General features: G+C 66.7%; 22 protein-coding genes. 19 read left to right on the forward strand and 3 right to left on the reverse strand.

All coding sequences use genetic code 11. The features are described 5' to 3' along the window. From VNN10_06285 to VNN10_06315, 7 genes are all read left to right on the forward strand, one after another. A partial coding sequence (locus VNN10_06285) for a 2-oxo acid dehydrogenase subunit E2 (protein ID HXH21618.1) occupies nt 1–317 on the forward strand: 317 nt, incomplete at its 5' end. Nucleotides 318–434: 117 nt separating this feature from the next. Next, complete coding sequence (gene surE, locus VNN10_06290; protein HXH21619.1) at nt 435–1,214, forward strand: 5'/3'-nucleotidase SurE; 780 nt, start codon at nt 435–437, stop codon at nt 1,212–1,214. A 119-nt stretch (nt 1,215–1,333) separates the two neighbouring features. Then, nucleotides 1,334–2,089: a YebC/PmpR family DNA-binding transcriptional regulator gene (locus VNN10_06295; protein ID HXH21620.1), complete on the forward strand. Its 756-nt coding sequence runs from the start codon at nt 1,334–1,336 to the stop codon at nt 2,087–2,089. Next, nucleotides 2,070–2,654, forward strand: coding sequence for a crossover junction endodeoxyribonuclease RuvC (gene ruvC, locus VNN10_06300; GenBank protein HXH21621.1), 585 nt, complete (start codon nt 2,070–2,072; stop codon nt 2,652–2,654). Before VNN10_06295 ends, ruvC begins: the two co-directional genes overlap by 20 nt. A 43-nt stretch (nt 2,655–2,697) precedes the next feature. Beyond that, nucleotides 2,698–3,330 (forward strand): Holliday junction branch migration protein RuvA, encoded by a 633-nt coding sequence (ruvA, locus tag VNN10_06305; protein ID HXH21622.1) that lies wholly within the window; start codon nt 2,698–2,700, stop codon nt 3,328–3,330. Between the two features lie 251 nt (nt 3,331–3,581). Further along, nucleotides 3,582–4,697, forward strand: coding sequence for a thiolase family protein (locus VNN10_06310; protein HXH21623.1), 1,116 nt, complete (start codon nt 3,582–3,584; stop codon nt 4,695–4,697). A gap of 81 nt (nt 4,698–4,778) precedes the next feature. Then, complete coding sequence (locus VNN10_06315) at nt 4,779–5,195, forward strand: Zn-ribbon domain-containing OB-fold protein (GenBank protein HXH21624.1); 417 nt, start codon at nt 4,779–4,781, stop codon at nt 5,193–5,195. A gap of 50 nt (nt 5,196–5,245) precedes the next feature. On the opposite strand, the gene VNN10_06320 is transcribed toward VNN10_06315, so the two are convergent. Continuing rightward, nucleotides 5,246–6,115: an SDR family NAD(P)-dependent oxidoreductase gene (locus VNN10_06320; protein HXH21625.1), complete on the reverse strand. Its 870-nt coding sequence runs from the start codon at nt 6,113–6,115 to the stop codon at nt 5,246–5,248. A 160-nt stretch (nt 6,116–6,275) separates the two neighbouring features. Here VNN10_06320 and VNN10_06325 point away from each other — a divergent pair, with 160 nt between their 5' ends. The 3 genes from VNN10_06325 to VNN10_06335 all read left to right on the forward strand — a co-directional run bounded on the left by VNN10_06325 (nt 6,276) and on the right by VNN10_06335 (nt 10,087). Further along, nucleotides 6,276–7,193, forward strand: a complete 918-nt coding sequence (locus tag VNN10_06325) for a sugar phosphate isomerase/epimerase (protein ID HXH21626.1) — start codon at nt 6,276–6,278, stop codon at nt 7,191–7,193. A 128-nt stretch (nt 7,194–7,321) separates the two neighbouring features. Continuing rightward, on the forward strand, nt 7,322–9,022 hold the full coding sequence (locus tag VNN10_06330; protein ID HXH21627.1) for a proline--tRNA ligase: 1,701 nt from the start codon (nt 7,322–7,324) through the stop codon (nt 9,020–9,022). A 222-nt stretch (nt 9,023–9,244) separates the two neighbouring features. After that, nucleotides 9,245–10,087, forward strand: coding sequence for a cyclic nucleotide-binding domain-containing protein (locus VNN10_06335; protein ID HXH21628.1), 843 nt, complete (start codon nt 9,245–9,247; stop codon nt 10,085–10,087). A gap of 52 nt (nt 10,088–10,139) precedes the next feature. On the opposite strand, the gene VNN10_06340 is transcribed toward VNN10_06335, so the two are convergent. Both VNN10_06340 and VNN10_06345 read right to left on the reverse strand, forming a co-directional pair. Continuing rightward, nucleotides 10,140–11,387, reverse strand: coding sequence for a ferritin-like protein (locus VNN10_06340; protein HXH21629.1), 1,248 nt, complete (start codon nt 11,385–11,387; stop codon nt 10,140–10,142). Between the two features lie 192 nt (nt 11,388–11,579). Further along, on the reverse strand, nt 11,580–12,731 hold the full coding sequence (locus tag VNN10_06345; protein ID HXH21630.1) for an epoxide hydrolase: 1,152 nt from the start codon (nt 12,729–12,731) through the stop codon (nt 11,580–11,582). Between the two features lie 119 nt (nt 12,732–12,850). On the opposite strand from VNN10_06345, the gene VNN10_06350 reads away from it, so the two are divergent. The 9 genes from VNN10_06350 to VNN10_06390 form a co-directional block, all read left to right on the forward strand. Beyond that, on the forward strand, nt 12,851–14,044 hold the full coding sequence (locus VNN10_06350) for a CoA transferase (protein HXH21631.1): 1,194 nt from the start codon (nt 12,851–12,853) through the stop codon (nt 14,042–14,044). After that, nucleotides 14,041–14,862, forward strand: coding sequence for an enoyl-CoA hydratase-related protein (locus VNN10_06355; protein ID HXH21632.1), 822 nt, complete (start codon nt 14,041–14,043; stop codon nt 14,860–14,862). Before VNN10_06350 ends, VNN10_06355 begins: the two co-directional genes overlap by 4 nt. Before the next feature lie 168 nt (nt 14,863–15,030). Continuing rightward, nucleotides 15,031–16,917 carry an ABC transporter substrate-binding protein gene (locus tag VNN10_06360; GenBank protein ID HXH21633.1) on the forward strand — a complete coding sequence of 629 codons (1,887 nt, stop codon included), beginning with the start codon at nt 15,031–15,033 and terminating at the stop codon, nt 16,915–16,917. Between the two features lie 101 nt (nt 16,918–17,018). After that, nucleotides 17,019–17,972, forward strand: coding sequence for an ABC transporter permease (locus tag VNN10_06365; GenBank protein HXH21634.1), 954 nt, complete (start codon nt 17,019–17,021; stop codon nt 17,970–17,972). Nucleotides 17,973–17,984: 12 nt separating this feature from the next. Further along, on the forward strand, nt 17,985–18,986 hold the full coding sequence (locus VNN10_06370; protein HXH21635.1) for an ABC transporter permease: 1,002 nt from the start codon (nt 17,985–17,987) through the stop codon (nt 18,984–18,986). Nucleotides 18,987–19,215: 229 nt separating this feature from the next. Further along, nucleotides 19,216–21,024, forward strand: a complete 1,809-nt coding sequence (locus VNN10_06375) for an ABC transporter substrate-binding protein (GenBank protein HXH21636.1) — start codon at nt 19,216–19,218, stop codon at nt 21,022–21,024. Between the two features lie 81 nt (nt 21,025–21,105). Beyond that, nucleotides 21,106–22,059 carry an ABC transporter permease gene (locus VNN10_06380; protein ID HXH21637.1) on the forward strand — a complete coding sequence of 318 codons (954 nt, stop codon included), beginning with the start codon at nt 21,106–21,108 and terminating at the stop codon, nt 22,057–22,059. 18 nt (nt 22,060–22,077) lie between these two features. After that, nucleotides 22,078–23,013, forward strand: a complete 936-nt coding sequence (locus tag VNN10_06385) for an ABC transporter permease (GenBank protein ID HXH21638.1) — start codon at nt 22,078–22,080, stop codon at nt 23,011–23,013. 133 nt (nt 23,014–23,146) lie between these two features. Continuing rightward, the coding region (locus VNN10_06390; protein HXH21639.1) for a CocE/NonD family hydrolase at nt 23,147–24,390 on the forward strand (1,244 nt) is incomplete at its 3' end.

Here is a 24,390-nt window from a genome sequence, read left to right on the forward strand (position 1 = left end):
ACCTCGCCGAGCGGGCGCGGTCGCGGAAGCTGCGGATCGAGGACGTAGAAGGCGGCACCTTCACGGTCGACAACACCGGCGCCTTCGGCTCCGTGATGAGCGTGCCCCTGATTAACCCGCCGCAGGCGGCGATCATGACCATCGAGGCGATCGTCCCGCGGCCGGTGGTCCGCGAGGACGCGATTGCGATCCGGCATGTCGCGAACCTCTGCATGTCCTTCGACCATCGGGTGGCGGATGGCGCCCAGGCGGGCGCGTTCCTGGCCTCCGTGAAGGCGCGCCTGGAGGCTTTCGGCCCCGAGACGATGCTGTTCTAGGGCGCTCGTTTCGCTCTGCGCGGCCGTCCGGACAAGGGTGAGGTGCCCCCCAAGGGCAGCCGCATTTGGCCGCTGAGCGCCCTCAAACGCAAGCGCCGTTCCGTGTAGACTCTCCGCATGAGCGAAGAGCGCCTGCGTGTCCTGGTGACGAACGACGACGGCATCGAAGCGCCGGGGCTCTGGTGCCAGGCGGAAGCCTGGGCCACGGTCGCCGACGTGCTTGTCGTAGCTCCCGCGCACGAGCAGTCGGGGGCCGGCACTTCCTTTACCTATCGCCGCGAGCTGGAGATCAGGGAGGTGGAGCCGCGGGTCGCGGGCGTGCGGGCGTACTGCGTCGATGGCACGCCATCGGACTGCGTGACGACAGGGCTGCGGCGGCTGGCGGAAGGCCGGATCGGTGTGGTCTCAGCGGGCGTGAACACGGGAGCAAACCTGGGCCGCGGGGTACTGGCGTCCGGGACCCTCGGCGCCGCCCTCCAGGGGCACTACCGCGGGCTCGTCTCGCTTGCGATCTCGCTGGAACGCGGCGACGAACGCGCGGCCTGGGAGACGGCCGGCGCCGTCGTGCGCCGGTTGGCCATGCTCGCGGCGGCAGGACGGCTGCCGGCGGAGCCGCTGCTCAACGTAAACATCCCCAGCGTGCCCCTGGGCGAACTGGCGGGCTTCATGTTCACGCGCATGGCGACGTCACATTATCAGCGGCTGATCGAAGAGGTGGACGACGCCGGGCGCGTGCGGCGCCGCCTGGTGGTGGACCCGGCCGCGGCGGACGAGGGCACGGACGTCTGGGCGCTCCTGCAGCGGTATGTGTCGATCACGCCGCTGCACCATGACCTCACGCACAAGGCCATCCTCCCGGAACTGCAGTCGCAGGCCGCAAAGATCTTCGGCGAGTAACTTCTCGGGGAGCTGCAGACGTAACCGTGCCAGCCCCGAGCGCGGGCGCGTGCGAACACGGGTGCTAAAATGGGCACGCAGCGGCGCCGAATAGTCGTCACTCATGGCGAAGGTAGGTTATGGCCGGACACTCCAAGTGGAAGCAGATCAAACGCCAGAAGGGAGTCGCGGACGCGCGACGCGGGGCGCTGTTCACGAAGCTGGGGCGCGAGATAACCATGGCCGTGCGCCAGGGCGGCGGTCCCGAGCCGGACACCAACCCGAGGCTGCGGCTGGCCGTCCAGAAGGCGCGCGAGAACAACATGCCCAACGAGATCATCGAGCGGGCGATCGCGAAAGCCGTCGGGCCGAGCGACGCCAGCCAGCTCGAGGAGGTCGTGTACGAGGGCTACGCCCCCGGCGGTGCAGCAGTCCTGGTGGAGGCGATGACGGACAACCGCAACCGGACGGTCGGCGAGGTGCGCAACGTCTTCAACCGCGCCGGCGGCAACCTCGGCGAGACGGGGTCGGTCGCCTGGGTCTTCCAGACGCGCGGCGTTATCACGGTGAACCTCGGCGGCGGGACCGACGCTGACGAGGTGGCGCTGATGGCCGTGGACGCGGGCGCCGAGGACTTCGAGGTAGAGGAGGACGTGCTCTCCATATACACGAAGCCCGAGGAGCTCGAGTCTGTCCGCCGGGCACTCGAGGAAGGCGGGGTCGCCGTCGCTTCCTCCGAGATCGCCCGCGTGCCTTCGACCACGGTGCGCCTGGAGGAAAAGGACGCAATCTCCACGTTGCGCCTGCTGGAGCGCCTGGAGGAGCTCGACGACGTCCAGAAGGTGTACTCCAACGCGGACTTCCCGGACAACGTCCTTGCCGGCTTCACAGCCTGACGCTGTCTCCGCCGTCGCCCCTGGGCAGGAGGACCGCAGGTCGAGTGCGGCGGCATCCGCGCACCCGCTGGTCCTCGGCATAGACCCGGGACTCAATGTGTGCGGCTGGGGCCTGGTGCGGGGCGGGCCGGCCCCTACGTACATCGCTTGCGGGACGATCCGGCCGCGCCCCAGGGAGCCAATCGGCAAGCGTCTTCTGCACCTGTATGACGCGGTCGCGGCGCTGATCGCGGAGCACGAGCCGGAGGAAGTGGCGGTCGAGGAGCAGTTCGTTGGCGCGCTGGCGCCGGCGTCGGCGCTGGCCATCGGACAGGCGCGCGCCGCGGCGGTGCTTGCGGCCGCGCGCGCCGGGCTCGAGGTGGCGTTCTACCCGCCGGCATCGATAAAGAGCGCCGTGTCCGGGTACGGGCAGGGTGACAAGCGCCAGGTGCAGTCCATGGTGCGCATGCTGCTGCGGCTGCCTGGCGACCCTAAACCGGCGGATGCCGCGGACGCGCTGGCGGTCGCCCTCGCCCACCTCGCGAGCAGGCGCATGGCGGCGCTCGCGGCCGGGCGCGAGGTCTGACCGTGAAAGACGCATCCACCTTCAGCTGCCCGGCCTCTTCGAGATGATCTCGCACCTTCGCGGCGTCCTGGCGCGCAAGAACAAGGCGGCGTCGAGCATCGAGCTGGACGTGGGCGGCGTATGGTACGAGGTCGAGTTGCCAGCTTTCGCCTGGGAAGAGATCGACGGGGTAGAGCCGGGCGAACCGCTTGAACTCGAGACCTTCTACTTCGTGACCGCGAACGCGCCGATACCGCGGCTTCTCGGTTTCCTGCGCGAGGTCGAGCGCGAGTTCTTCAAGAAGCTGGTCACGGTCCCGAATGTGGGTCCCACGACGGCGACGAAAGCACTGGTGACGAGCGTAGGTACCATCGCCCGCTGGATCGAGAACGGCGACACCGTCGCGTTGAGCAAGCTGCCGGGGATCGGGCGGCGCACGGCGGACACGATCGTGGCGCAGCTGCGGGGCAAGGTGACGGAGGAGGCGCTCCTCGCCGGCGAGGGCGAGGTGCCCGGGGCGAGGGCGGGAGTGGCCGCCGCGGCCCGGGACGTCCTCAAGGACGCCGCGGAGGCCCTCCAGGGTCTCGGGTACACGCGCACGGAGGCGGAGCGGATCCTGCGCGAGGTCGACGAGGAGGAGCGGCCGGAGACGGTGGAGGCGGCGGTGCGAGGGGCGCTGCGACGGGCAGGAAGGTAGCGGGTTGAGCCCGGGTTGCAGAGAAAAGGACATGACGCGCCCGCGCTGACGATTCCGTGCTCAGGCAGCGATGCCGGTCTTTCTCCGCTGCAGCATCGCGCGCCAGGACGCCCTGAGTTGGTCCGTCAATCAGGTCCGCGTGCCACCTGGCTCAACCCTGCGCGTTGGGACCTGCAGGAGGTCGCGCTCCTCGCGCTCCTAATCGAGTCCCTGGCGTGATATCATCCGGCCACCTTGCCCGGGGAGTCAGGATGAGGGGCCAGACGGCCATTATCGGCATCGGCGAGTTGCCGACGCGCCGCACCTATCCGGGGCGGTCGATGTACGGCCTCTGCGCGGAGGTTGCGCGGATCGCGATCGCCGACGCAGGGCTGTCGAAGGGGGACATCGACGGGCTGGTGGTCGAGGGCGGCAACACGACGCCGGCTTCGATGGCTGACTACCTGCAGATCCGGCCGACATACTCCGTCGGCGTCTCCATGCAGGGCGCCAGCTCGACGACAGCCGTAACGACTGCCGCGGCGGCAGTGAACGCGGGCCTCTGTAACTACGCCCTCATCGTGATGGGCTCGGCGCGAGACGACCGGCCGGAGCGGGCGCCGGGCTCGCGGCCGCCGGGAGGTGGCGGAGCCGGGAGCGTGGGCGCGGAGTTCGAGCAGCCGTTCGGGCCGGCGCAGGGCGCGGGGACCGGCTATGCCCTGATGTACCGGCGCCACATGTACGAGTACGGGACGACGCCGGAGCAGATGGCGAAGCTCGCGGTCGACCAACGCTTCAACGCGCTCAAGAACCCCAACTCGGCCTTCCAGGGAGTGCCGATCACCATCGATGATGTCCTGAACTCGCGCTACGTCAACGAGCCGCTGCACCTCCTGGAGTGCGTGATGCCGGCGGCGGGAGCAGCGGCGTGCGTGATCACCAGCGCCGACCGGGCGCGCTCGGCGCCGAACAAGCCGGTCTATATCCTCGGCGCCGGCCTGGAGCAGGCGAACGCCCAGATCTGGGAGACGGACAAGATCACGACCACGCCGGCCAGGGTCTCCGCTCGGCGCGCGTACCAGATGGCAGGCTACGGGCCGCGCGACATCCAGTTCGCGCAGTTCTACGACTGCTACACGATCTTGATCGCAATGACGGTCGAGGACGCCGGCCTGGCGCCTAAGGGCGAGGTCGGGCCCTTCTACGAGTCGACGGACACCACGTACAAGGGGACGTTTCCAATCAACACGGACGGGGGGCAGATCTCGTGCGGCCAGCCGGGGCTGGCCGGAGGCTTCCGCCACGTCATCGAGGCGGCGCGTCAGATCATGGGCCGCGCCGGCGAAAGGCAGGTGGTCAAGAACGACCTCTGCCTTGTCAACGGCTGAGGGGGGATAGCGAGCGAGATGTGCTCGCTGGTTCTCGGGTCCGAGAACACACTCTAGGGAAGCAGAGACGCAAGGCAGGCCATGACCACCGAGTACAGGAAGCCGCTGCCCAACCCGGCCCACTGGCCGGCCAGCAAGCCCTTCTGGGAGGCCGCGAAGCGCCACGAGTTGGTGATGCCGCGCTGCCGCCGCTGCGACAAGCTGTTCTTCTACCCCCGCGAGGTCTGTCCTTACTGCCTGCAGTCCGACATCGACTGGCAGCAGGTCAGCGGGCGCGGGCGGCTCTATTCCTTCACGGTGATCCACCAGCCGGCGAACGCGGCCTTCCTGGACGACGTGCCCTACATCTACGCCATGGTGCAACTGGACGAGGGGCCGCGCATGATCTCGAACCTCGTCGACATCGCCCCGGCGGAGGCGAAGGTGGACATGCCCGTGGTCGCCGTCTTCGACGACGTTACGCCGGAGTGGACGCTGGTGAAGTTCCGGCCAGCCTGACTGAAACGCGCTCAGGCATCAGTCCCAGCCGCCAACCCGGAGACGCGGGCTCAACTTGTGGGGCGCAGGATCCCTTCCAGCGCGGCGCCCAGGGGCTCAGGGCCCTTGCGGCTGAGGATGGCTTCGAAGCGGCGGCGGACGCCGGCATCGCTCTCGTGAGGGAGGATGTAGAAGTCGTCGGCCCGGATGGCGGCGAACACCTTTTCGGCCACCTGGGCAGGGGTGAGGGAGGCGAGGCCTCGTTCGGCCCAGAAGGCGTCGCGCTGCGCGAGCTCCTGCTCGCTCGGGCGGGGACCATCGTCCCAGAGCTCGTCAGGGCGGTTGCGGACGGAGGAGGTGATGCGGGTGGGGACGTGGCCGGGGCAGAGGACGGACACGCCTACCTTCGCGTTCATCTGCCGCAGCTGGGTGTAGAGGGTCTCCGAGAGGTTGACGACGGCGTGCTTGGTGGCGCCGTAAATGCCGCCGCCGGGCGTGAGGCCCATGATCGAGGCCGTGTTCACGACGTGCGCCTCTTCGTCCTGGGCGATGATCCGGGGCATGAAGGCTTGCAGGCCGTGGACGACGCCCCAGAAGTTGACGCCGAAGACCCACTGCCAGGTCTTGAGGCTCTGTTCCCAGATGAGGCCCGGGCCGCCGCCACTGACGCCGGCGTTGTTGTGCAGCAAGTGGACCTTGCCGTAGGCCTCGAAGGCCTTGTCGGCGAGGGCCTGGACTGACTCCGGCTTCGAGACGTCCGTGAGCACGCCGATGACGTCGAACTCCTGGCGGCGCATCTCCAGGACGGCGGCGTCCAGCGCCTTCTGCTCGACGTCGGCGAGCACGACCTTCATGCCCTCGCGGGCGGCGTGCTCCGCCATGCCGCGGCCGATGCCGCTGGCCGCGCCCGTTATAACCGCTACCTTGCCGTCGAAGTCCAAGCCTAACCCCCCGGCCCCTCTCCGCCGGCGGAGAGGGGGTGCTGTTTGGGGGGAAGTATAGCGGCGCAGGTGATGGACGGCGCGGCGCGATGACCGGAGGGGGCGCTGAGGCTAGACTCGTACCGTCACATACGTCTCCGTAGGGATTGAAGGGGCCGGTATGGGAGTGATCTCTCTTTCCACAATGTGGGCGCAGCAGGACCGCTTCGAGGACATCGAGGCGTTCCGGAAGGCGGCGGCGGCGTTCGGCTACACAGCCATCGAGGTGAGCCATTCGACGGACGCGCCCCGGCTCGAGCAACTGATGCGGGACGGGCCGATCCCGCTGTCGAGCCTGCACGCGCCCACGCCCCGCACGAGGCTGGCGGACGGACGCTGGAACGGCGACGCCAACCTGGCGGACCCGGACGAGGACGCACGCCGCGTGGCGGTGGAGCACCACATCAGGACGATTGACTACGCGGCGAAGGCCGGCCTGCGCTTCGTCGTCGTGCACCTGGGCGGCGTCGGGCCGTCCATGACCGAGTGGGAGCGGCAACTGCGGCGGTTGTACGACGCCGGAGTGCGGGAGGGCGAGGAGGTCGAGGCGCTGCGTGAACAATGCCGCCGGCACCGCAGGGCGGACCAGGAGCGGCATTTCGAAGCGGCGCGCCGGTCGCTGAAGGAGCTGACGGAGCATGCCTCGCGGTACGGCATCGCTCTCGGCCTCGAGAACCGCTACCACTACCACGAGTTCCCGGACCCGGACGAGGCAGAGGCGCTCCTCGCCGACTACACCAACGACGTCGCGGGCTACTGGCACGACGTGGGACACGCGGAGGTGCAGCACCGGCTCGGGCTGATCGACCGGCACGCCTGGTTCCCGCGCCTGACGCCGCGTACGATCGGGACACACCTGCACGACGTCGACGGCATCGGGGACCACCGCGCGCCCGGGGCGGGAGACGTCGACTGGTCCTACATCGCGGCGGGACTGCCGAAGACGGCGCTGCGGGTGCTGGAGATCGACCAGCGTCAGCCGGACGACATGGTGGCGCGGGCGCCGGAGTTCCTGCGGGACAAAGGAGTGGTCCCTTAGCGAGAGGTCTTACAATTTGTGAGACGTAGTACGTACCAGGCGGCTCTCTGCGAGCGCGATGGGGGTGAAGTCGTCAGCTTGGATACCGACGTCGACAGCATATCCGGCGTGCACAGGATCGAGCCCTGATGCTGATGTCCCGCCTTTTTGGCCGCACACTGCGGGAGGTGCCCGGGGACGCCGAGCACGAGTCGCACCGGCTCATGCTACGCGCGCGCCTCATCGAGCAGCTCGCGGCCGGCATCTACAGCTACCTCCCGCTGGGCTACCGGGCGCTGCGCAAGGTCGAGCAGATCGTGCGGGAGGAGATGGACGCTGCCGGCGGGCAGGAGATACTCATGCCGGCCATGCAGCCAATCGACCTCTGGGAGGAGAGCGGCCGCAGAGAGGCGATGGGCGAGACCTTGTTCACGCTCACGGACCGCCGCGAACGCCGTCTCGCCCTCGGCCCGACCCACGAGGAAGTCGTGGTGGACCTGTTCCGGCGCAACGTCCAGAGCTACCGAGAGCTACCGCAGCTCCTGTACCAGATCCAGACGAAGTTCCGGGACGAGCCGCGGCCGCGCATGGGCCTGGTGCGGGGCCGCGAGTTCGGCATGATGGACCTGTACAGCTTCGACGCTGACGTCGAAGGACTTGACCGCTCCTACCAGGCGATGTTCGAGGCGTATACACGCGTCTTCGAGCGCTGCGGCGTGCCGGCGATCCCGGTGCAGGCGGACTCAGGGGCTATCGGCGGCAAGGACAGCCAGGAGTTCATGCTCCTGACGGAGATCGGAGAGGACACGATCCTCCTCTGCCCCGGATGCGGCTACGCCGCGAACAGCGAGAAGGCCGACCACAAGAAGTTCCAGTTGCCGCCGGATGAGCCGCGCCCGCTGGAAGAAGTGGCGACCCCGGGCCAGAAGACCATCGACGACCTGGTGCGGTTCCTGGAGGTCCCGCACTGGAAGACCCTGAAGGCGGTGTTCTACTCCGCGGACCGGGAGCCGGTGTTCGTGGCGATCCGCGGCGACCTCGAGGTGAACGAGATCAAGCTAAAGAATGCGCTCAAGGCGAAGGACCTGCGGCTCCTGGGCGACGACGAGGTGCGGGAGTACGGCCTCGTCGCCGGTTCGGCGTCGCCTGTAGGCCTGAAGAACATGCGCGTTGTCGCGGACGACTCCGTGCTGGAATCGCCGAACCTGGTCGCGGGCGCGAACAAGCCGGACGTGCATTATCGAAACGTGAACTACGGCCGGGACTGGCAGGCCGCGATCGTCACGGACATCGCGCTGGCCCGGGCAGGCGACCCTTGCCCCAGGTGCGGGACGGGCCTCGAAGAGCGGCGCGGGATCGAGATGGGCCACATCTTCAAGCTCATGACGGTGTACAGCGAGAAGATGGGCGCGCGATACCTGGATGCCGAAGGCCAGAGCCAGCTTGCCGTCATGGGCTGCTACGGGATCGGCACCTCGCGGCTCCTGCAATGCATCGTGGAGGCGAACAGGGACGAAAAAGGCATCGTCTGGCCGGCCTCGGTCGCGCCGTACCAGGTGCACCTCGTCGGCCTGGGCCTGGACCGGGAAGATGTCGCTGGCAAGGCGCGGGCGCTGTACGACGCGCTGCGCGCCGCGGGCATCGAGACGCTGTTCGACGACCGGCCGGAGTCTCCGGGCGTGAAGTTCAACGACGCAGACCTGCTCGGGATGCCGCTGCGCGCGACGATAAGCCCGCGGAGCCTGGAAAGGGGCGCCGTAGAGGTCAAGCGGCGCAATTCGGCTGATGTCGAGCTCGTGCCGTACGAGGAGGCGGCGGCGCGCCTCGCGGCGATGATACGGGGCGCCTGAGGCCGCTTTCTCCTACTCTGCCCCGGTTGCCCGAAGGCCTGGACGAAGGTCTGACGCTGCAAAGGTTGCTGCCAGCCACATCGAGATGCGCCTCGACCGCGCACCGCGAGCGCCTGGTGTCGATGGCGCGGTGGGGCTCAGGGTGGTCGCCGGGTCAGGCCCGTTGGACGGTAGGGCTCGGTGACAGGACAATGAGCCGAGATTGACCGGGGGTGGCAGAGTATGGCGACAGCGGTTGGCAAGGCGTCCGACATCGGGCCGGGGCAGGTGAAGTCCTTCAGTGTCGACGGCAAGCAGGTGGCCGTCGCCAACATCGAGGGCAAGCTCTACGCGTTCAGCGACATCTGCACTCACATGGGCTGTCAGCTATCGGAAGGGCCGACGAGCGGCAACGTGATCGCCTGCGCGTGTCACGGAAGCCAGTTCGACATGACGAGCGGCGTCGTGGTGCGGGGGCCAGCGTGGATGCCTCTCACGACCTACACCGTCGAAGTGGTCGATGGCGAGCTGCGGCTCGAGGAGGTGGTCTACGAAGAGCCGGCGGCGCAGGCTGAGCCCGCAGCCGCCGCGGCCGCCGCGGCCCCCAGGCCAGCGGCCAGCGTCGCCGCGGCTCCGGCGAAGGCCGCCCAGGACCCCGGCGCCGTGCTCGACGCCCTTTCCAGAGTGCCCATGTTCTCCGGGTTGGGCCGCGAGGCCCTGGAAAACCTGCGCGCATTCACCTTCCGCCGTTCGTTCAAGACGGGGGCGATGATCGTCGAGGAGGGGCGCACGGGAAACGGCCTGTACGTCGTGCTTTCGGGCCGCGTCGAGGTCGTGAAGGGGATCCCGGCAGGCCGGCCGGAAGTGGTGGCCGTGCTGGGCCCGGGCGAGCCCTTCGGCGAGATGGCGCTGCTCGGCGAGTGGCCGCGCACGGCATCGGTGCGGGCGCTCGAGGACACGGAGTGCCTGGGTATGGACCGCTGGGTCTTCATGCACCAGGTGCGGCGGGAGCCGGAGATGGCGCTGAAGATGCTGCAGGTGCTTGCGCAGCGCCTGGCAAAGACGAACGAACGCATCGTCGAGTAGGGCGGCCGGCGCGACCCTGGCAGCGCGAGCAGTCGGCCCGCGCAGCAGCGGACTACGTTGTCGCGAAGGTGCCGGCCAGGTCGGACAGGGTAGCAGCAACCGGGCGGAGGACGGGCGGCGCGCCCTTCTCGGACGCGAGGAGGCCGGCGTAACTCGCCAGCTCGGTGAGCCTTTCGTTGAAGACCAGCCTCGCGGTCGCCGTGCTGGTGGGGATCACGGCGCCGCGGCTGAGACGAAAGCCCGGGCCCGCGTTCATGCCCGGGTATGACGGGCCGGCGGGCAATAGCGTGATCGTGCTGCCGAGCGGCTCGAGTACCTCCAACATCATGCGCACCGATGTGCGCGAGAGGTCCTGCAGCTGCTCCTCGGTCTCCTCGGCGTGCACGAAGAGGCGGCCGAGGATCTGGACCATGAGCTCGTAGCAGCCGTCGAAGAGGTTGCAGACGTCCTTGGACATGGGGTGGTCCAGGATGTTGATGTCGGGGCTCCCGGCGAGGTCGCTGGGAGGCATGGCGTACGGATTCGGGAGCACCGGCCGGGCAGGCTGGAAGTCAGGCTGCTCCAGAAGGATCGCCTCGTATTCGTCGTAGATCTGCTTGAACTTGTGGTAATGGGAGTCCACGGAGTCGACGCTCGCGCCCTCGCCCTGCTCGACGATGACGTTGATGGCAGCCAGGGCTGAATCGAGGTCGTGCACCGGGATGAGGCCGGGGAGGCGGAAGAAGCCGTCTGCCGTCTGGGCCTGGGGACGGCCAATGAACAGCCGATCCTCGCCGTACTTTTGCGCCAGGTACTGAAAGCCGTCCTCGATGCCGCGGTACAGCGTGCCCTGGGTCGAGTATTCGCGCTCGCTCGAGAAGACGTCAGAAAGGCCGCGGATGGCGAGCGGGTCGGAGTCATCCGGAGCCTCGGGCGGCAGGAGGCTCATGGGCAATTCGATTTCGATGAACTGCTTCAGGGTGTCCATGCCGAAAGGCGCGAGGGCAAGCTGAAACGTGGAGCCGTAAGCCTTCGGGCGGGTCGGAAGGTTCGGCCGGCGCAACTGGGGCGCGCCACCGATGGCGGTGAGAAGGTTGCAGACGGAGCCGAGATGGACCATCTCCTGGACGGCGACCTCTCGAATCAGCTGGCGCCAGTTGCGGATGCTCGAAAGCTGAGCAGGAGTGATGCCCTCACTGGTGTCGTTCTTGAGGGTGAAGTTGGCGAAGAGGTAGCAGCACATGATGGCGTGCTCGAGCTCCGCCGCTTCGGTCAGGAGGTAGATGAGCTGGGCGCGGTTTTCGATGCGGACCGGGGGCACGGTGGACTCCTTTAGGGCTTGCGGGCGCCAACAGCCGCGGGGCTGGTCAAGTTTCACACCTCCGGAGTCGAGGCGCCAGCGCGCGGAGGAATAGAGGAGCGGGCGGAGGACAAGACGGCCCGGACAGAGGTCTCCCGAAGTGTAGCGCCGCGGTGCCTTCCGGTCGGAGTCCTTTCTCCCGGTGGTCCTGCCCTAGCGGCGAAGCGGGCGGAAGAATTCGCGGATGTCCTCGACGAGGAGGCCGGGCTCTTCCATCGCTGCGAAGTGGCCCCCGCGGGGCATGGGCGTCCAACGCTGGAGATTGAAGGCCGCCTCCGCCTGGCGGCGGCTGGCGCGATAGATCTCGGCAGGGAAGTCGGCGACCGCGGTTGGGACTTCGACTCTGCCGGTAGGGACGGCCGGGCCGGCGCCGGATGCGGCGTGCGCGGCTTCGTAGTAGAGGCGCATCGAGGAATTGATGGTGCCGGTCACCCAGTAGATGGTGATGTTCGTGAGGATCTCGTCCTTAGTGAACCTGCGCTCGACGTCACCGCCGCAGTCGCTCCAGGCGCGCCATTTTTCCACGATCCAGGCGGCGAGGCCCGCCGGCGAGTCGTTGAGGGCGTAAGCAAGGGTCTGCGGCTTCGTGCCCTGGATCCGCTGGTAGCCGGTCTCCTCCTGGGCGAAGCGCGCGGCCCGCTCCGCGAGTAGCTTCTCCTCCTCCGACTCCGGGTCCGCTGGCGCGAGGCGCCCGCTGAGCATGTTCAGGTGGATGCCGGCAAGGGACTCCGGGAAGAGGCGCGCCATGGTGGTTGTGATGATGGAGCCCCAGTCGCCACCCTGGGCGGCAAAGCGCGCATAGCCCAGTTCGCCTGTCATGAGGCGGAGCAGCAGCTGCGCCATGCGCGCCGGCCCGAACCCGCGTTCAGTGGTCGGGCCGGAGAAACCGTAGCCGGGCAGGGAAGGCACGACGACGTCGAAGGCGTCGTCGGGGTTGGCGCCGTGGGCTGCGGGGTCGCTCAGCGGGCCGATGACTTTGTGCATTTCGTAGAAGCTGCCGGGCCAGCCGTGGGTGAGGAGCAGGGGCATCGGGCGCGGGCCGTTGCCGCGCGCGTGCACGAAATGGATGCGGACCCCGTCGACCTCCGCCAGGTACTGGGGCAACTGGTTGAGCTTAGCCTCCTGGGCGCGCCAGTCGAACCCGTCTATCCAGTACGAGACGAGCTCCCTCAAGTAGTCTCGGTCGGTGCCGTAGTCCCAGGCCGAGCCGGGTATCTGATCAGGCCAGCGGGTGCGCTGCAGCCGCTCCCTCAGGTCGTCCAGGACAGCGTCGGGCACTTCGATGCGAAAGGGGGTTACAGCCACTCGCGACCTCCAGCCAGAAGGATTGCCGCATTGTAGGCGCCGCGAAATGCGACCGCGAATTCGTTGACAGCGTCGCGGGGGCGGCATAGCCTTTGGCCCACTCGGGAGGAGGAGGCAGCGTGGCCGGGCCGCTAGCCGGTGTACGCATCCTGGATTTCACAACCCTCACGGCCGGCGGCGAGGCCACGGGTTACCTTTGCGACCTGGGAGCGGCGGTCATCAAGGTCGAGCCGCACGGCGGCGAGGTGGGGCGGAGGCTGAGCCGGCTTCCGTCAGGCGAGAGCGCCTTCTTTCTGCCACAGAACCGCGGGAAACGCTCGATCGTGATCGACCTCAAGCAGGCGGAGGGCCGGGACCTCGCGCTGCGCCTCGGTGCGTCCTGCGATGCCGTGGTGCACAACTTCAGAGTCGGCGCGATAGAGCGCCTGGGCCTGGGTTACGAGGACTTCCGGGCACTGAAGCCGGACATAATCTACGCCGAGTGCAGCGGCTACGGGCCACTTGGCCCGGACGCCGAATTGGAGAGCGTCGATATCCTCGGACAGGCGCGCTCGGGGGCGATGTCCGTGACCGGGGACGATTATCCAACGCCGGCCGGCTACATCATCACGGACTTCAGCGCCGCCATGCAGCTGGCGATCGGGCTCCTCTCGGCTCTGGTGTGGCGAATGCGGACGGGCGAGGGACAGAAGGTCCAGACCTCGATGCTCGGCGCAATGGTGACGGCACAGGGCTGGGAGCTGACGCACTACCTGGTGACCGGTGAGGAGCCGGCGCCCGGCGGACGGGGCCACCACCTCTTCGCGCGGGGCGTGTGGGGCGTGTACGAGACCGCGGACGGGCACATTGTCCTCAGCGGCCTTGACCCCGGAATGCTCGAAGCGCTTGCCAGCGAGCTCGGGGCGGAGGGGCTGCGGCGCTTCGCGGGCCTGGAGGCGGCGGAGCGCGCGCGCCTCTGGCGGGAGGTCATCGCCGAGTTGCGGCAGGCGTTCCGCTGCCATCCGACACAGTGGCTCTATGAAACGCTGCTGCGCCTGGGAGTGCGCTGTGCGCCGGCGCAGAACTACTCGCAGGTCGCCCGGGACCCGCAGGTGATCGCTAACAACTACATCGTCGAGATCGATCACCCTCGCTTGGGACGCACGCGCATGACAGGCAACCCCCAGCGCTTCAGCGCCACGCCAATAGAGCTGGCGACGACGGCGCCGGGCGTTGGAGAGCACACCCGGGAGGTGGCGCGCGAGGCCGGGCTCAGCGAGCAGGAGATCGCCGCGCTGATCGAGCGAAAAGTCATTGCAGGAGAAGACACATGACCACCGAACCGCCCGTACTGTACGAGCAGGATGGGCCGATCGTCACGGTGACGCTGAACCGGCCAGAGGTGATGAACAACTTCGGTGGCGGGCTGTTTCAGGCCCTGGGCGAGGCGGCGACGCGCTTCGCGGAGGACGAGTCGGCGCGGGTGATGATCCTTACCGGGCGGGGCCGCGCATTCTGTGCCGGCGCGGACCTGAAGGCGATCGAGGGCCGGATAAGGGAAGGCGGGCAGACCCAGATCGCGGCGCCGGCATCTGGGGAAAGCCGGCGCCGGAGCTTCTTCACGAACCCGAAGTTCACGCGGCGCACGAATATCTACAAGCCGATGATGGCGGCCGTCAACGGCTACTGCTTCGCGGGCGGGCTGGAGGTCATGCTCACCTGTCACTTCGCGATCGGGGCGGAGAGCTCGGAGTACGGCGTCCTGAACCGGCGCTGGGCCGTGCCGCTGGTTGACGGCGGGACATACCGGCTGCCGCAGGTCGTGGGGCTGTCCAACGCCCTGTATCTGATCCAGACCGGACGGCGGATCGACGCGCGCGAGGCGCACCGGATGGGCCTGATCCAGGAAGTCGTGCCCGACGACAAGCTCATGGAGCGAGCGCGCGAGCTGGCGTCCATCATGGCGGAGGTGCCGCAGTCGGGCCTCACGGGTGATACGGAATCGGTTCTGCGCGGCCTTGGGCGGCCGATCGACGACGCCCTGGCGCTGGAGGCAATCATCGGCAGCACCGTGAGCATCTCGGGCGAGGCTCTGGGGCGGTTCGTCTCGAAGAGCTACGACCCGGTCACCGGCGGCCGCCAGGCAGGCTAAGCCCTTCGGTCTTGTCAACTCCCCGAAATGCCGATACATTCTGTCCAGTTTTGTCATTGAGGAGATTGAGCGTGAGATAGGCAATCTCGATTTATCGTTCGCCTGCGCTCGTAAAGTAGGGCACCACGGGAAATGCTCGGGAGCAGATCGAAAGGAGCAACCACGGGAATGGCCGAGAACTACTGGCAGAAAATGAGCGCATCTCGCCTCAGCCGGCGACGCGCGCTCGGGGGCGCAGCCGGTCTAGGGCTTGCGACAGCCGCCCTCAGCCTGGTGGGCTGTGGCGGAGGCGGCGATGAGAAGGGAGCGAAAGGACCGCAGGATACGAGCGGCCTCCTGAGCTATCCGCAGGAGACCAAGGCCAAGGACGGCGGCGTCCACAAGATTGCCCTGCAGACGGACCTGACGACGTTCGACATGCTGACGACGTCGTCGTTCAGCACGCAGTACTACATCGGGTACTACGCCTACCCGAGGATGATGAAGTTCAAGTCGGCGAAGTACCCCAGCCCGCCGACGGCCGATACGGAGCCCGACCTGGCGGAGTCGTTCGAGGTCAGCGGCGACAAGCTGCAGGTGACTTTCAAGCTGCGCCAGGGGGCCAAGTGGGACCCGCGCGCACCCACGAGCAGCCGTCCGATCGACGCGGAGGACGTGAAGTGGTCGTGGGACAAATTCGCGTCCCTGAGCCCCCTGAAGGCTGACCTGGTCTACTCGGAGAGCAACAAGAGTGCGCCCGTGGAGTCGATCTCCACGCCGGACAGCCGCACCGTCATCTTCAAGATGAAGCAGCCGGACTCGTCGATTATCCCGCTGTTCGCGGCCGGCAGCCTCTTCTTCGTGAACCCGCGGGAGGCGGAAAACAAGTTCGACCCCAAGGGAGAGGTGCGCGGCTACGGCCCCTGGATGCTGGAGAACTACGAGCGGGACAACCGCTACGTCTGGGTGAAGAACCCGAACTGGTACCTGGCGAACCGCGTGCATCCCGAGAAGGTGGAAGTGCCCATCATCAAGGAGTACGCGCAGGGGCTGGCGCAGTTCCGCGCTGGCAACGTGTACAGCAGCACCTGGCTCGGGGCTCCGAACCAGACGGACATGATCCAGACCAAGAAGGACGTGCCGCAGACGCTGCTGCGCCAGGCAACGGGCTTCTCGACGGACCCGCACAAGATGACGTTCGGCTACGCGGAGGGGTCGCCGTTCCGCGACGAGCGCATGCGGAAGGCGCTGGCGATGCTGATCGACCGCGAGGTGGAAGCCGACTTCCGCTGGAACGTGAGCCAGTTCCGCAACATAGGCCTGCCCATGGAAGTCCGCTACCACAACACGGTGCCCGTCGGCTACGCGGACTACTGGCTGAACCCGCAGGACGAGAAGCAAATGCCCGGGCTGAGCCAGTACTTCAAGTACAACCCGGCGGAAGCCAAGAAGCTCATGGACGCGGCAGGCTATCGGGGCCAGGAGGTCCAGGGCATCTACATGGGCGAGTCCTTCTATGGCGCCCAGTACCTGAAGAACGCTGAGCTTGTCATCCAGATGGTGAACGAAGGCGGCATCAAGACGAAGCCGACCCCGAAGCTGTACACGACGGAGTACCTGACGCCGAACTACTACTACGCGTACAGCCCCACCGGGCGAGACAAGACGTACAGCGGCTTCATCACGCTCCTCGACCGCACGTATCCGACGATCGTCTCGCAGCTGTTCGCCACGGACCACGTGGACGGACCGCGGTTCCACGGCATGTCACCGAACGGGTTGAGCCCGGAGAAGGGCGACCCGCAGGTCAACAGCCTCATCGAGAAGATGAAGCTGGAGTTCGATGACAACAAGCTGACGGCGCTGCTGCACGAGCACCAGAAGTACATCATCAACAAGATGTACTACGTGCCCGGCGGCCCGTACCCAACGTCCGTGCAGTCCTTCAGCCTGATCTGGCCGGTGCTGGCCAACTGGGGCATCTGGTCGACGCTGCCGGCGACGGGCGTCTGGTGGGTCGAGTCGCTACTCGACCTGTGGATCGACAGCTCGAAGCCGCCGTTGGGGTCCGGATAAAGCGTAGAGCGCCGAGAAGAGCAGGCCGTGCCCGCCGTCAGAGGATGACGCGGGCACGGCCAGTATTACGGGCGCAAGGCGATCCGCGAGAAAGGTAAAGCATGCAGAAGTACGTGATGCAGCGCCTCTTGCTGTCGCTGCCTACGCTCGTGGGCATCACGGTCCTGGTGTTCGTGGGACTGCGGCTGTTCTTGCCGGCGAGCGTAGTCGACATAATCCTGGGGGAATACGGACGCACGGACCCGCAGCTGCGGGCGAACATCGAGAAAGAGCTGGGCCTGAGCTCGAGCATCCCGCAGCAGTACCTGACCTGGGTGGGCAACATGCTGCGCGGGGACATGGGCAAGTCTCTGCACAGCGGGTACGCCGTGACGGACGAGCTGGCAGCGCGCATCCCGGTAAGTGTGGAACTGGGCCTGTGGGGGCTGATCATGGCGCTGCTGATCGCGGTGCCGACGGGCATGTTCGCGGCGATCAAGCAGGACCGCTGGCCGGACTACGGGCTGCGGTCCGCCGCGATACTCGTCGACTCCGTGCCTTCGTTCTGGGTAGCGGTGCTGGTGATCACGTTCGGGAACCTTTGGTTTGGCTGGGTGCCCCCGCTGCACTATCAGCAGCTGTGGGAGGACCCTATACAGCACCTTTCGATCATGGCGGCGCCGGCGCTGATCATCGGCCTGACGCCGGCAGGGGGGCTCATCCGGCTGGTGCGCACGCAGATGCTCGAGGTGCTGCGGCAAGACTACGTGCGCACGGCGCACGCGAAGGGGCTTAGCCCGAACAGCGTGTTTTACAGGCACGCCCTGCGCAACAGCCTGCTGCCGGTGGTGACCGTCATCGGGCTGACGCTGCCACTGCTGATCGCCGGCACTGTCATATTCGAGAACATCTTCCTGCTGCCGGGCATGGGGCGCTACCTCCTGGCGGCGGTGATAGTGCTGGACTATCCGGTGATCCAGGCCGTGAACCTGATATTTGCCTTGATGCTCATCATTGCCGTGATCCTGGTCGACATCAGCTACGCGATGCTCGACCCGCGGATCCGGTTCACCTAAAAGGGAGCGGATATGGCGGTAACAAGCGTCGCCGGTTGGGAGCTAGAGGGTTACGAGAGGGTCCGGGAGCGGGCGCTCCCGGTCCGCGCGCTGGCAGGCGTCTGGAGCTTCGCCCGGCGCAAGCCACTGGGCTTCGCCTGCGGGATAGTGCTCCTGGTCCTGGTGATCATCGGCGACCTGTTCACGTTCACGATCAACAATGCGCTGCGCCTTGCGGGGCTCGAGAGTGACCCCATCCCGTACGTTGCCGACCTGGTAGCGCCCTACCCCTACACGCAGGGAGTGGAGCACATACGGCACGGGCACAGGCTGCAGCCAACGATACTGGGCGAAGGGCATGTGCTGGGCACGGATAACCAGGGGCGCGACGTCCTGAGCCGGATCATTTACGGCTCACGCGTCACAGTGGTGATCGGCTTTGGGGCCGTCGCGATCAGCGTGGTCCTATCGGCGAGCATCGCCATCGTGAGCGGCTATTACATGGGGTGGGTGGACAAGATCGGCCAGCGCGTCGTGGACATCTTTCAGTCGCTGCCGGGTCTGGCCGTGTTGATCACGGTCTTCGGGGTCTTCGGCCGCGGTTGGCTCGAGCTCATCGTCGTGATAGGCATTGTGGTCGGGGTGCCGGGGTCGCGCATCATCCGCAGCCAGGTGCTGTCAGTCATGGCGAGCCCGTACGTGGAGGCGGCGAGGACGATTGGCGCTGGGGACTGGCGGATCATGACGCGCTATGTCTTGCCGAACGTGATGGCGCTGATCATCCTCGCGGCGACGTTCCGGCTGGGCTCGGTGGTGCTGCTGGAGGCGACGCTGAGCTTCCTGGGGTTCGGAGTGCCGCCGCCATTCCCATCATGGGGTCAGATGCTGAGCCTGGACGGGCGCGAGTTCATGCGCGCCGCGCCGGGCCTGGCAATCTTCCCGGGGCTGGCAATCGGCCTTGCGGTGTTCTCGTTCAACCTGTTCGGAGACGCCCTGCGGGACGTGTGGGACCCGCGACTGCGGGGCAGCCGCTAGGCCGCGCGCGGGCCGTCGGAGCGCGCCAGCGGCAAAGCCGTTCGGTCGGGCCACGGCGCATGCATGTTGCCTTCGGCAGCTTTTCCGCGTAAATTCGCCACAGGCTTCGGCTTCAGGCAATCAAGTTATAGATTGTCTGAATCCGGCGCTCATGGTTTGCTCGTATCGAAGTTGGGAGAATCTGGGCAAACCGCGGGAGCGGGGCGCCGAAAGGAGACTGCACAGGAGCATGAGCGAAAACGGTTACTGGTCCAGGGTTATGCTCTCCAGGTTGAGCCGGCGACGGGCTATCGCCGGGGCTGCCACGGTAGGAGCAGGCGCCGCAGCGCTGAGCGTGATCGGCTGCGGCGGTGGCGGCGATGGTGGAGGTGGTGGCGGCGGCCAGGCTACGACGGACAAGCCTCAGGACACGACGGCGCAAGCGAAGGCCGGGGGCGTCTACAGGATCATCCAGACCGCTGACCCTGTAAACCTCGACCCGAACCGGAGCACGAGCTTCACGGCGCAGGAGGTGGGCGCGCGAGTATACAGCCGCCTCCTCAAGTTCCAGACCGGCCCCGACATCACCCCGTTGAGCAAGACCACCGGCGACGCGGCCGAGAGCTTCGAGGTGAACGCGGACGCGACGCAGTGGACCTTCAAGCTCCGCAAGGGCATGAAGTTCCACCCCAAGGGGCCAGCCAGCGTCAACGGCCGGGACCTGACCGCCGAGGACGTGAAGGCGAGCTACGACTACTTCCTGGAGCGCAACGGCAACAAGGCGATCCTGGTCGACATCGTCGACAAGATGGAAACGCCGGACAACAGCACTGTTGTCTTCAAGCTGAAGAAGCAGTACGCGCCCTTCCAGGAGCTGATGGCTTCATCGGCGCTTTTCTGGATCATGTCCAAGCAGGGCGCGACGGGAGAACTCGACACGCAGAAGGTGGAAGGCGTGATCGGGACAGGCCCGTGGATCCTCGACAGCCAGACGCCTTCCGTCGAGATCAACTTCAAGCGCCACCCGAACTGGTACGAGAAGGCGCGGATCAGCACAGGTGAGGTGTCGCTGCCGATCCTCGATGGCCACACCCACGTGAACATGCCGGACTACGCGCAGCAGCAGGCGCAATTCATCGCCGGCAACATCATGGCCTTCGCCGTGCGGAACCCGGACCTCGCGGACGTCACGCGCCAGAAGGCGGACGCGCAGAAGCTGGGCGTGCCGCCAGGCTGGCTGCTGAGCATGTTCTACTTCAAGCTCGACAACCCGAATAACCCCTTCCGGGACGAGCGGCTGCGACGGGCGCTATCGATGGCCATCGACCGCGACGGCATCATCGAAGTGTTCGGTGAGGTGTCGAAGCTGAAGTCGCAGGGCTTCGACATCCCGACGGGCTGGAACAACGCCTGTGTGCCCTGGGGCGACGGCGGCATGTTCTGGTGGCTGGACCCGAAGGGCAAGGACATCGGCGCTGCGGGCCAGTGGTACAAGTACAGCGTGGAGGAGGCGAAGAAACTCGTCTCGGCTGCGGGCTACACAGGCCAGACCTTCACGATCAACACCACGAACACGATCTACGGCACGACGTTCGACAACCAGACCGAGGCGCACCTGCCCATGCTCAGCGCCGTTGGCTTCAAGTACGACTTCAAGAGCGAAGACTACACGAGCAAGTACTTCCCCGAGGTCTACACGAAGTTCAACTACGAGCACGTGGCCTACGGTTACAACACGCCGTTCGCCACGGTGGGCGAGTACATGTACCGCCTGGTCCACTCCAAGGGCGACCAGAACAAGAGCCGGGTGAACGACCCGGAGATCGACGCCCTGGTGCTGAAGCAGGAGGTGGAGACCGACCAGAACAAGCGCCAGGCGATCATCCACGACATCCAGCGCAAGGTCTCCGACAAGATGTACTACGTGCCGACGGTGGTCGGGCGCTGGGGCAGCTTTACGCTCTTCGCCCCGTACGTGCGCAACTTCGGCTCGTTCCGCACCGCGGCTTATGGCACCTCCGTGGAATCCTACCCGCGGTACTGGCTCGACCGCGCCTAAGCGCGGCCAGGTCTGATAAGCGTGTGCCGGCGCTCGCATCAACTGCGGGCGCCGGCACTAAACGACTATCAGGAGGGCTGAGTGCAAAAGTACGTGGCGCGCCGGCTGCTGTTAATGATCCCGACGCTAATCGGGTTGACGCTTATCGTGTTCCTTCTCACGAGGTTTACGCCCCAGGACACGGTTGACCTGATCCTCAATGACTCCGCCGGGTACCAGGACCCGGCACTAAAGGCGAAGCTGCGCAAGGAGTTCGGCCTGGATAGCTCGCTGCCCGAGCAGTACATCACCTGGCTCGGCAACATCCTGACTGGGGACCTCGGCGCCTCCTACTTCAGCGGGCGCCCCGTGGCGCAGGAGCTGAAGTCGCGTGTGCCGGTGAGCGTAGAGCTCGGCGCGCTGGCGCTTGCTTTCTCGATCGCGATCGGCATACCCATCGGTGTGATCTCGGCCGTCTATCAGGACCGCTGGCTTGACTACGCGACGCGAGGCGTGTCGGTGCTGTTGCTGGCTGTCCCCAGCTTCTGGTTAGCACTGATCGTGCTCATCGTGGGGTCCAGGTACTTCCAGTGGGCGCCGCCGGCCCGCTATGAGCCGCCTTGGCAGGACATCGGCAGCAACCTGTACATCATGATGACACCGGTCATCATCCTGGGCCTGGGGCTGGCGGGCACGAAGATCCGCCTGATGCGGACGCAAATGCTGGAGGTGCTCAGACAGGACTATATCCGCACGGCGAGGGCGAAGGGCCTGACCGAGATGGCGGTGCTACTGCGCCACGCGGCGAAAAACGCCCTCATCCCCGTGGTCACGATCATCGGGCTGCAGATGACGGTGCTGGTGGCCGGCAGCGTCATCCTGGAGCGCATCTTCATCATCCCCGGCATCGGCCAATACTTCCTGGACGCCGCGGCGAGGCGGGACTTCCCGATAGTGCAGTCGCTGACGCTGATCATCGCGACGGTGATCGTGGTGTCGAACTTGCTGGTGGACCTGTCCTATGCCTACCTCGACCCGCGAGTGAAGTACTCATGACTGGACTGAGGGGGCGCTATGGCTAGCGAGGCGGTCCTACGACGGGAGGCACTCGAGCAGGTCGGCGAGCTGCGGGCGCGGGGAAGCTGGTTCCGCGGCCTGTGGAACTTCGTCAGGCGGAAGCCGCTGGGCGCTTTCGGGATGTTCGTCATTGCCATCATGGTCTCGGCGGCGATCCTGACCTACCTGGGCCTGGCGGACGACATCACGGGTTATCGGTACGACCACCAGGTGCTGAGCGAAAACAAGCAGGGCCCGTCCGCGAAGCACATCTTCGGCACGGACCAGAACGGCCGGGACCTTTTCTCTCGCATCTTTTACGGCTCCCGTGTGTCGATCACAATCGGCTTCGGGGCGGTGGCGATCTCGCAGACCCTGGCAGCCGCGATGGGAATCGTGAGCGGCTACTACGGCGGTAAGTTCGACTTTCTCTTCCAGCGCATAGTCGACATCTGGCAGGCGTTGCCGGGGTTGCTGGCCTTGATCTTCCTCGCTTCGGTGTTCGGGACCGGTGACCAGACGCAGCGGACGATCGTGCTAATCATCGCGATCGGCGTGCTCGGCGCGCCGGCAGCGTCCCGCTTGGTGCGGGGCACCGTGATCTCGGTGCGGCAGAACCAGTACGTTGAGGCGGCGGTGATGCTGGGGGCCTCCGACTTCCGCATCCTCACCCGCCATATCCTGCCCAACATTGTGCACATCATCCTGATCAGCGCGACCGTCGGCATTGGTGGCGCGATCCTGGTGGAGTCGGCGCTGGCGTTCCTGGGCTTCGGCCTGCCGCCGCCATACCCGACCTGGGGGCAGATGCTCGACAAGTCGCGCGAATACGTGACCTACCCGTGGCTGGCGATCTGGCCCGGCTTGGCGCTGACACTGACGGTGTTCGCTTTCAACATCGTCGGCGATGCGCTGCGGGACGTCTGGGACCCGAGGCTGCGAGGCAGCCGCTAAGGGCTGACCCCATGGCCGCGTCGCGGCCCTAAGGACAGAGCATGCCATCGAAGGGGCATCCCCGGGGATGCCCCTTCTCCGTTGGGGTGCCTGGTCTGTACCGGGGCGCAAGGGCGCGTGTAAGCTCCAGGCCATGAGTGAGAGCCAGCAACCACATATCTTCGAAGAGCAGGTCATGATCCCGATGCGTGACGGCACGCGGCTTGCCGCCTCGATCATGAGGCCGGCGGTAGACCATCCCGTGCCGGTGGTGCTGATCCGTACGCCGTACGACAAGACAGCGCAGCGGCTCCAGGAGAAGCAGTGGGCAGACGCGGGATACGCCTTCGTGCGTCAGGACGTGCGTGGGCGCTTCGACTCGGAGGGGGAGTTCTATCCCTTCCGTGACGACCCCTCTGACGGTTACGACACAGTCGAGTGGATAGCCAAGCAGCCGTGGTGCGACGGCAAAGTGGGGCAGACGGGGGCATCGCACGTGGGGACGGTGCAGTACCTGGTGGCGCCTTCGGCGCCGCCGCACCTGGCGGCCCTGAACCCCGAGTTTGCGCCGGCGAGCGTGTATCACTACTGGTGGTGGCAGGGCGGGGCGTTCCGCCTCTCGTTCAACGTAGCCTGGGCAGTGCTGCTGGCATTCGACAACCTGCGCCACTACCCGGGGCGGCGCGCGGCGCTCGAGCGCGCCCGGGAGCAGGTATGGGTGACGCCGGAGCAGATGAAGGCGCTCGACATAAAGCCGTTCTACCGCGAGTGGCAGGCCGGCCGCTTCGACGTTATCGAAGGGGTGTTCGGCAACGACTGGTTCGGCGAGTTCATGCGCCACGACGAGTACGGAGCCTTCTGGCGGCCTTATGACTTCCACACCCAGCACGAGGCGATGGACCTGCCGATGCTGCACGTGGCCGGCTGGTACGACACGTTCCTGCAGGGGACCCTTGACAGCTTCGCCGGGCTGCGGGCGAAGGCGAAGAGCGAAGCGGCGCGAAGAGGCCAGAAGCTGATCGTCGGGCCGTGGCAGCACGTGACCTGGGGGCGCTCGACAGTAGGCGACCTTGACTTCGCGCCGGAGGTCTCGAAGCTGAACCCGTTCGAGACGCGCCGGCGCTGGTTCGACCACTGGCTCAAGGGCACGGCGAACGGCGTCATGGACGAGGCGCCGGTGCTGCTCTTCGTGATGGGCCAGAACGTCTGGCGGGCGGAGGAGGAATGGCCCCTGAGCCGCACCCGTCCCGAACGCCTGTACCTGCACGCCGGCGGCGTCCTCGACGCGAGGGAGCCCGGCGCCGAGCCGCCCGCGACCTACCTCTACGACCCCACTGACCCCGTGATCACCATCGGCGGCTGCGAGTGGGTGAACTACCCGTGCGGCCCCTACGACCA

The organism is Dehalococcoidia bacterium (assembly GCA_035574915.1).
Lineage (GTDB): Bacteria > Chloroflexota > Dehalococcoidia > DSTF01 > WHTK01 > DATLYJ01.

Excerpts from the sequence above, each read along its gene's own strand:
- surE (HXH21619.1), top strand. The coding sequence starts at position 435 with ATGAGCGAAGAGCGCCTGCGTGTCCTGGTGACGAACGACGACGGCATC.
- VNN10_06295 (HXH21620.1), top strand. The coding sequence starts at position 1,334 with ATGGCCGGACACTCCAAGTGGAAGCAGATCAAACGCCAGAAGGGAGTC.
- ruvA (HXH21622.1), top strand. The coding sequence starts at position 2,698 with ATGATCTCGCACCTTCGCGGCGTCCTGGCGCGCAAGAACAAGGCGGCG.
- VNN10_06310 (HXH21623.1), top strand. The coding sequence starts at position 3,582 with ATGAGGGGCCAGACGGCCATTATCGGCATCGGCGAGTTGCCGACGCGC.
- VNN10_06315 (HXH21624.1), top strand. The coding sequence starts at position 4,779 with ATGACCACCGAGTACAGGAAGCCGCTGCCCAACCCGGCCCACTGGCCG.
- VNN10_06325 (HXH21626.1), top strand. The coding sequence starts at position 6,276 with ATGGGAGTGATCTCTCTTTCCACAATGTGGGCGCAGCAGGACCGCTTC.
- VNN10_06330 (HXH21627.1), top strand. The coding sequence starts at position 7,322 with ATGCTGATGTCCCGCCTTTTTGGCCGCACACTGCGGGAGGTGCCCGGG.
- VNN10_06335 (HXH21628.1), top strand. The coding sequence starts at position 9,245 with ATGGCGACAGCGGTTGGCAAGGCGTCCGACATCGGGCCGGGGCAGGTG.
- VNN10_06355 (HXH21632.1), top strand. The coding sequence starts at position 14,041 with ATGACCACCGAACCGCCCGTACTGTACGAGCAGGATGGGCCGATCGTC.
- VNN10_06360 (HXH21633.1), top strand. The coding sequence starts at position 15,031 with ATGGCCGAGAACTACTGGCAGAAAATGAGCGCATCTCGCCTCAGCCGG.
- VNN10_06365 (HXH21634.1), top strand. The coding sequence starts at position 17,019 with ATGCAGAAGTACGTGATGCAGCGCCTCTTGCTGTCGCTGCCTACGCTC.
- VNN10_06370 (HXH21635.1), top strand. The coding sequence starts at position 17,985 with ATGGCGGTAACAAGCGTCGCCGGTTGGGAGCTAGAGGGTTACGAGAGG.
- VNN10_06375 (HXH21636.1), top strand. The coding sequence starts at position 19,216 with ATGAGCGAAAACGGTTACTGGTCCAGGGTTATGCTCTCCAGGTTGAGC.
- VNN10_06385 (HXH21638.1), top strand. The coding sequence starts at position 22,078 with ATGGCTAGCGAGGCGGTCCTACGACGGGAGGCACTCGAGCAGGTCGGC.